The organism is Streptomyces endocoffeicus (assembly GCF_016741935.1).
In the GTDB taxonomy this organism is placed as follows: Bacteria; Actinomycetota; Actinomycetes; order Streptomycetales; family Streptomycetaceae; genus Streptomyces; species Streptomyces endocoffeicus.
This window is the reverse complement of record NZ_JAERRG010000084.1, coordinates 1-8,912: the sequence shown is the minus strand read 5'-3', so window position 1 is coordinate 8,912 and position 8,912 is coordinate 1. Positions and strand designations below refer to the sequence as shown.

Sequence of the window (8,912 nt, the reverse complement as noted above, 5' to 3'; positions counted from 1 at the left end):
CCCCCTCGACCCCGCCTACTGGTACCGCAACCTACGCGAACCCGTCCGCTTCGGCCCCGCCATCGACCTGCTGCAAACCCAGAGCAACAACCTGTTCATCGAAATCAGCGCCAGCCCCGTCCTGCTCCAGACGATGGACGACGCTGCCACCATCGCCACCCTGCGCCGCGACGAAGACACCACCCACCGGCTCCTCACCGCCTTCGCCGAAGCCCACGTCCACGGCGCCACCATCGACTGGCCCACCGTCCTCGACACCACCACGACATCGGTGCTGGACCTGCCGACCTACCCCTTCCAACGCCAGCGCTACTGGGCCATCAGCAACGGCCGCCCCACCGGCCAGGGCCACCCCCTGCTGGAAACCGTCGTAGCACTGCCCGGCACCGACGGGGTCGCACTGACCGGCCGAATCTCCCTGGCCACCCACCCCTGGCTGGCCGACCACACAGTCCGCGGCACCGTCCTGCTACCCGGCACCGCATTCGTGGAACTGGTAACCCGCGCCGCAACCGAGGTGAACTGCCAGGTCATCGACGAGCTGGTAATCGAAAAGCCACTGCCGCTGCCGCAGACCGACGGCATCCAGCTCTCGGTCACCGTCGGGGAAGCCGACGAGGCCGGGTGTCGCCCGGTGACCGTGTACTCCCAGACGGACGAGTCCGATGATTGGGTCCAGCACGTCACCGCCACCATCGCCCCCGGCGCGTCACTGCCGGAAACCGTCGCCTGGCCGCCCGCCCACGCCGAACCGGTCAACGTCACCGGCCTCTACGACAACCTGGCCACCGCGGGCTACGAGTACGGGCCCGCGTTCCAGGGTTTGCAGGCCGCATGGCGTGCGGGCGACACCGTCTACGCCGAGGTCACTCTCGCCGAGGAACAGGCCCAGGAAACGGCCCGTTTCACCATGCATCCCGCCTTGCTCGATGCCGCCCTGCACACCATCGCCCTGCACAACACCGGCGACCTGCACCTGCCGTTCTCCTGGACTCGGGTGCAGTTCCACGGTACCGGCGCGGCGACGCTGCGGGTCGCGGTGACCCCGGCGGCAGACGGCTGGAACATCCGCGCCACCGACGACACCGGCCGGAGCGTAGCCACCATCGGCTCGCTCGTGACCCGGCCCATGGCCGCCGAGACAACAGACGACCTACTCGCCCTGACGTGGACCGAGATCCCGGCTCCCGAGCCCGGCGATCCCACCGACGTGGTCGTGTTCACCGCACTGCCTGACACCGTCGAGGACGTGCCGGCCCAGACCCGCACGCTGACCACCCGGGTCCTGCACACCATCCAGGAATGGCTCGCCGACGATGACCGCACCCTGATCGTGCGGACCGGCACCGATCCGGCCTCCGCCGCGGTATCCGGTCTGGTGCGCTCCGCCCAGTCGGAACACCCCGGCCGGTTCATACTCGTGGAAAGCGACAACGAGACCCTCACTCAGGAGCAGCTCGCAGCGACCGCCGGGCTGGACGAACCCCGGCTGCGTATCACCGGCGGCCGTTACGAGGTGCCCCGCCTGACCCGCGAGGACACGTCGCTGTCGGTCCCCGCGGATCGCGCATGGCTGCTGGAACAACCCCGTAGCGGCTCGCTGGAAGACCTGGCCCTGCTACCCACCGATGCCGCCGAGCGTCCCCTGCAAGCCGGTGAGGTACGCATCGGCGTACGCGCCGCCGGCATGAACTTTCGCGACGTCGTGGTCGCCCTCGGCATGGTCACCGACACCCGCCTGGCCGGCGGCGAAGCAGCGGGCGTGGTCCTCGATGTCGGCACGGACGTGGATGACTTCCGTCCGGGCGACCGGGTGTTCGGCATCCTCGAGGGCGGATTCGGTTCCGTCGCCATCAGCGACCATCGCACCCTGGCCGTGATCCCCGACGGCTGGTCGTTCACCACAGCGGCATCCGTCCCGATCGTGTTCGCCACCGCCTACTACGGATTGCTCGACCTGGCCGGGCTGCGAGCGGGCGAATCGGTGCTGATCCACGCGGCCACCGGTGGTGTCGGCATCGCGGCGACCCAAATCGCCCGGCACCTCGGCGCCGAGATCTACGGCACCGCGAGCGTCGGCAAGCAGCACGTGCTGCGCGACGCCGGTCTGACCGACGACCGGATCGCCGACTCCCGCACCACCGACTTCCGCGAGGCATTCCGCGACAGCACCGACGGCCGCGGTGTCGACGTCGTCCTGAACTCGTTGCGCGGCGACTTCGTCGACGCCTCCCTCGACCTGCTGGTCGACGGCGGCCGGTTCATCGAGATGGGCAAGACCGACATCCGCGACGCCGCGCAGATCCCGGATGCCGCCTACCATGCCTTCGATCTGATGGATGCCGGCCACGACCGGCTCCGCGAGATCATGACCGAGTTGCTCGCCCTGTTCGAGCAGGGTGTCCTGCACCCCATGCCGGTGCAGGCCTTCGACATCCGGCAGGCTCGTGAGGCGTTCAGCTGGATGAGCCGGGCCCGCCACATCGGCAAGCTCGTACTCACCATCCCCCAGCCGATCGACCCCGACGGCACCGTGCTGATCACCGGCGGCTCCGGCGTCCTCGCCGGCATCGTCGCCTGGCACCTCGTGACCGAGAACCGGGCGCGGCGCCTCCTGCTGCTGTCACGCAGCACCCCCTCCGCATCCCTGATCGACGAGCTGACCGCGTTGGGCGCCCACGTCGATGTCGCGGCCTGTGATGTCGCCGACCGCGCCGCGCTGGCCGAAATCCTCGACGGCGTCGACCTGACCGCGGTGATCCATACCGCCGGCGTGCTGGACGACGGTGTGGTGGAATCACTGACCCCGCAACGCCTCGACACCGTCCTGACCCCCAAGGCCGACGGCGCCTGGCACCTCCACGAGCTCACCCGCGACAGGGACTTGGCCGCATTCATCGTGTACTCGTCCGCAGCCGGCGTCCTGGGCGCCGCCGGACAAGGTAACTACGCCGCGGCCAACGCGTTCCTGGACGCTCTGGCCGTACACCGTCGCCTTGAGGGTTTGCCTGGTTTGTCCCTGGCCTGGGGACTGTGGGAGGACGCGAGCGGCCTGACCGCCGATCTCACGGACGCCGACCACGACCGGATCCGCCGCAGCGGCCAGCGCGCCATCACCGCCGAGCGCGGGATGCGGATGCTCGATGCCGCCACCCGGCAGAGCGAGGCGGTCCTGCTCGCCGCGTCGATCAGCCCGATCCAGGACGGGGACGTCCCCGCGATCCTGCGGTCACTGCACCGCCGGGTCGGCCGCCGAGCGTCTGCCGCTCATGGACACCCGGCCGATCTGACACCGGAAGCACTCCTGAAGGTGGTGCGTGACAGCGCCGCCATGGTCCTGGGCCACGCCAACGCCGACACCATTCCCGCAGCAACCGCCTTCCAGGAACTCGGCCTCGACTCACTGACCGCGGTCGAACTGCGCAACAGCCTGGCCAAGGCCACCGGCCTGCGACTACCCGCCACCATGGTGTTCGACTACCCGACACCGGCCGCGCTGGCCGGACGGCTCGGCGAACTACTCGCGGGCGAGGCGACACCCAAGGCGGCCGCCGCGGTGCGCACGGCCACGGCTTCGGACGAGCCGCTGGCGATCGTCGGCATGGCCTGCCGCCTGCCCGGCGGAGTGTCGTCACCGGAGGACCTGTGGCGCCTGGTCGAGTCCGGCACCGACGCCATCACCGACTTCCCCACCGACCGCGGCTGGGACACCGGCACCCTCTTCGACCCGGACCCCGACACCGCCGGCAAGACCTACACCGTGCACGGCGGCTTCCTCGACGACGTCGCCGGCTTCGACGCGCCGTTCTTCGGGATCAGCCCCCGCGAAGCCCTCGCCATGGACCCGCAGCAGCGCCTCGTGCTGGAATCTTCTTGGGAGGCGTTCGAGCGCGCCGGTATCCAGCCGGACTCAATTCGGGGTAGCGACACCGGGGTCTTCATGGGCGCCTACCCCGACGGTTACGGCATCGGTGCCGACCTCGCCGGATTTGGGGTCACCGCGGGCGCGGGCAGCGTGCTGTCCGGCCGCGTGTCGTACTTCTTCGGCCTCGAAGGCCCCGCCATGACGGTCGACACCGCTTGTTCGTCGTCGCTGGTCGCCTTGCACCAGGCGGCCTACGCGCTGCGGCAGGGCGAGTGCTCCCTCGCCCTCGTCGGCGGCGTGACGGTGATGCCTTCCCCACGCACGTTCGTCGAGTTCTCCCGCCAGCGCGGCCTGGCCGCCGACGGGCGCAGCAAGGCGTTCGCCGACGCCGCGGACGGCACCGGCTTCTCCGAGGGTGTCGGCGTGCTCTTGGTCGAGCGGCTGTCCGACGCCCAGGCCAAGGGCCACAACATCCTTGCTTTGGTGCGCAGCTCCGCGGTCAACCAGGACGGTGCGTCCAACGGCCTGACCGCCCCCAACGGCCCCTCTCAGCAGCGGGTGATCCAGTCCGCACTGGCCGGCGCCGGGCTGACCAGCGCCGACGTGGACGTGGTGGAAGCACACGGCACGGGTACGACGCTGGGCGACCCGATCGAGGCCCAGGCCGTCATCGCCACCTATGGCCAGGACCGCGACCGGCCGATCCTGCTCGGCTCGCTCAAATCGAACCTCGGCCACACCCAGGCCGCCGCGGGTGTCTCCGGTGTCATCAAGATGGTCATGGCGCTGCGACACGACACCGTCCCGGCCACCTTGCACGTGGATCAGCCGTCGCGGCACGTGGACTGGACGGCCGGCGCAGTGGAACTGGCGACCGAAAACCAGCCCTGGCCGGAAACCAACAGGCCCCGACGAGCAGGCGTCTCGTCATTCGGCGTGAGTGGCACCAACGCGCACGTGATCCTCGAGCAGGCGCCCGCCGCGGGCCCGGTCGAGCCGCTGGACACAACCGACGTGGTGGTCCCGCTGGTGGTGTCCGCGCGGAGTTCGGGCTCGCTCAGCGACCAGGCCGACCGGCTCGCGGCGCTCGTCGGCTCTCCGGACGCGCCCGCTCTCACGAGTCTGGCGGACGCGTTGCTGACCCGGCGAACCGTATTCTCGCGACGTGCGGTGGTGGTGGCGGGTTCGCGTGAGCAGGCGGCGGCCGGTCTGCGTGCGCTGGCCTCGGGCGATTCGCATCCTGCCCTGGTGACCGACACGGCCGGCCCCGCCCGTGGGGTGGTGCTGGTGTTCCCCGGCCAGGGTTCGCAATGGGCAGGCATGGGCGCCGAGTTGCTGGACACCTCCCCGGTGTTCGCCGCCCGAATCGCCGAGTGCGCCGAGGCGTTGCGCCCGTGGGTCGACTGGTCGCTGGACGAGGTGTTGCGGGGTAACGCTTCCGCCGACGTGCTGGGGCGCGTCGACGTCGTGCAGCCGGCCAGCTTCGCGGTCATGGTGGGTCTGGCCGCCGTCTGGGAGTCGGCCGGTGTCAGGCCGGACGCGGTGCTGGGGCATTCGCAGGGGGAGATCGCCGCCGCGTACGTCGCCGGAGCTCTGTCGCTGACGGACGCAGCGAAGATCGTCGCCGTGCGCAGCCGGCTGATCGCCGCCCGGCTGGCCGGGCGGGGCGGCATGGCGTCGGTCGCGCTCGCGCCGGACGAAGCGGCGGCGAAGCTCGGCCGGACCGAACTGGCGGCGGTGAACAGCCCGGCCTCGGTGGTGATCGCCGGCGACGCCGAGGCCCTGGATGAGACGCTCGCGATGCTGGAGGGCGAGGGCGTCCGGGTACGGCGGGTGGCGGTGGACTACGCCTCGCACACCCCGCATGTGGAGGAACTCGAGCAGTCCATGGCCGAGGCGCTCGCCGATGTGCGGAGCCGGCAGCCGCGGGTCGGGTTCCTGTCGACGGTGACCGGTGACTGGGTGACCGACGCCGGTGCTCTCGACGGCGGCTATTGGTACCGGAACCTGCGGCAGCCGGTGCGGTTCGGCCCGGCGGTGGCGTCGCTGGCGGAGGCCGGGTACACCGTGTTCGTGGAGGCCAGCGCACATCCGGTGCTGGTCCAACCGGTCACCGAGACCCTGGACCGGACCGATGCCGTGGTGACGGGAACGCTGCGTCGCCAGGACGGCGGCCTGCCGCGTCTGCTGACGTCGATGGCCGAGCTGTTCGTCGGCGGTGTGCCGGTCAACTGGCCGGTCCTGCTGCCCGCGGACGCCGTGCGCGGCTGGGTGGACCTGCCGACGTACGCCTTCGACCACCAGCGCTACTGGCTGGAGAACAGGGTGGCCACCGACGCGGCGGCCCTCGGCCTGGCCGGAGCCGACCATCCGCTCCTCGGCGCGATCGTCGCTGTGCCGCAGTCGGGTGGCGTGGCGATGACGTCGCGGCTGTCGCCGCGGAGCCATCCGTGGCTGGCGGAACACACGCTCGGGGGTGTTCCGACGGTGCCGACGTCCGTCCTGGTCGAGCTGGCGGTCCGGGCCGGGGACGAGGTCGGCTGCGGTGTCGTCGAGGAGCTGACCGTCGACGCGCCGCTGCTGGTGCCCGAGCGTGGCGGCGTACGCGTCCAGGTCATCGTCGGCGCGGCCGGCGCGAACGGCCAACGCGGCCTGGACATCTTCTCGGCCCCCGAGGACACCGGTCAGGAAGCATGGACCCGGCACGCGACGGGCACTCTGGCGCCCGGCGACGACATCGCTGCCGACGTCGACCTCTCGGCCTGGCCACCGGCGAACGCACAACCGGTCGACGTGACCGACGGCTACGACCTGCTGGAACGAGCCGGGTACGGCTACGGCCCGGCGTTCCAGGGCGTACGCGCGATCTGGCGTCGTGGCGAAGAGCTGTTCGCCGAGGTCGCGTTGGAGCCGGAGCAGACCGACACGGCGGCGAGGTTCGGTCTGCATCCGGCCCTGCTGGACGCGGCCTGGCATCCGGAGCTGCGCGACGAGGTGGCCGAGACGAGCCCGGACGGCCGGCGCTGGTGGTCGCAACCGTCGCGATGGACGGGGCTTCGCCTGCACACGGCGGGAGCGACCGTCCTGCGGGTGCGGCTGGCGCCGGTCGACGCCGACTCGATGTCGCTGCAGGCGGCCGACGAGACCGGTGCCCCGGTGCTGACGGTGGACTCGCTGTCCTTGTGCGCGGTGTCCGCCGACCAGCTGACCACGGCCGAGAGCAGCGACGACGCGCTGTTCCGCCTGGAGTGGACGCCGCTGTCCAAGGCTCCGACTGCGGCGACGTCGTGGGTGCCGGTGGAGACCGGCGCCGACGTGGCCGCCCTCGATGGGCGGGCCGTCGTCGACGCGGTGATATTGGAGGCGGCCGGCACCGGGGACGCGCTGGAGCTGACCTGCCGGGTACTGGAGGTCGTCCAGGCATGGCTGACCCTGCCGGGCTGGGACGAGTCGCGGCTCGTGGTGGTGACCCGGGGTGCTGTCGGCGCCGTCGGCGATCCGGCGGGGTCGGCGGTGTGGGGTCTGGTGCGTGCCGCGCAGGCGGAAAACCCGGACCGGATCGCGCTGCTGGACCTCGACGGCGGACGGCCGGTGGAGCCGCTGCTCGCCGATGGTGAGCCTCAGCTGGCGATCCGGGGTGCTGATGCGCTGGTCCCCCGGATGGTCCGGGCAGCCGCGGCAACGGATGCGCCCGCCCTGTTCGACGAGTCGCAGACGGTTCTCATCACCGGCGGGACCGGTTCGTTGGGCGGGCTGCTGGCCCGGCATCTGGTCGGCCGGTACGGCCTGCGGCGCCTGGTACTGGTGAGCCGCCGCGGCCCCGACGCACCCGGCGCGTACGAGTTGGCGGCCGAACTGGCCGCGCACGGCGCCGAGGCCGCGCTGGTCGCGTGCGATCTGACCGACCGGGACGCGGTTGCCCGGCTGTTGACCGAGCACCACCCAACCGCGGTCGTGCATGCGGCCGGCGTGTCCGACGACGGCGTGATCGGCACACTGACTCCCGACCGGCTGGCTTACGTGTTCGGGCCGAAGGCGACCGCGGCCCGGCATCTGGACGAACTGACCCGCGAGTTGATCCCCGACCTGGCGGCGTTCGTCACCTACTCCTCCATCTCCGCGGTGTTCCTGGGGGCGGGCTCCGGCGGTTACGCGGCCGCGAACGCCTATCTCGACGGCCTGATGGCCAGGCGGCACGCCGAAGGGCTGCCCGGCCTGTCCCTGGCGTGGGGCCTGTGGGACCAGGAAGCCGACGGTGGCGGCATGGCCGCCGGCCTCCAGGACGTCACCAGGAACCGGATGCGGCGCCGCGGCGGCGTGCTGTCGTTCACCCCGGCCGAGGGCATGGCGCTCTTCGACGCGGCCATGGCCACCGGCGAGGCGCTGGTGGTGCCGGTCCGGCTCGACCTGCCCGCCCTCCGCGCCGAAGCGGTCGCCGAGGGCCGCAGCGCTCCCGTCCTGCTGCGCGGCCTGGTCCGGCCTGGCCGGCGGCTGGCCCGCACGGTGTCCGGCGGTACGGGCGTCCTGGCCGACTTGACACCCGAGGCGCTCCTGAAACTGGTCCGTGGCCGTGCGGCAGCTGTGCTGGGTCATGTGGATGCCGATGCCATTCCTGTGGCGGCCGCGTTCAAGGATCTGGGTCTGGACTCGCTGACCGCGGTTGAGTTGCGGAACAGTCTGGCCAAGGCTACGGGTCTGCGGTTGCCTGCCACGTTGGTGTTCGACTATCCGACACCGACGGTGCTGGCTGGGCGGCTCGGCGAACTGCTCCTGGGAGTGGCGCCGCAGAGGCACGCCACCGTACGGACGGCCACGGCTTCGGACGAGCCGCTGGCGATCGTCGGCATGGCCTGCCGCCTGCCCGGCAAAGTGTCGTCACCGGAAGACCTGTGGCGCCTGGTCGAGTCCGGCACCGACGCCATCACCGACTTCCCCACCGACCGCGGCTGGGACATCGACACCCTGTTCGACCCGGACCCCGACACCGCCGGCAAGACCTACACCGTGCACGGCGGCTTCCTCGACGACGCCGCCGGCTTCGACGCGC

1 protein-coding gene is annotated in these 8,912 nt (G+C 71.5%); it reads left to right on the top strand.

Annotated elements, in window-relative coordinates; genetic code table 11:
• Positions 1 to 8,912: type I polyketide synthase (locus JK364_RS53550; RefSeq protein ID WP_201858740.1), on the top strand; the 8,912-nt coding region annotated here is incomplete at both ends.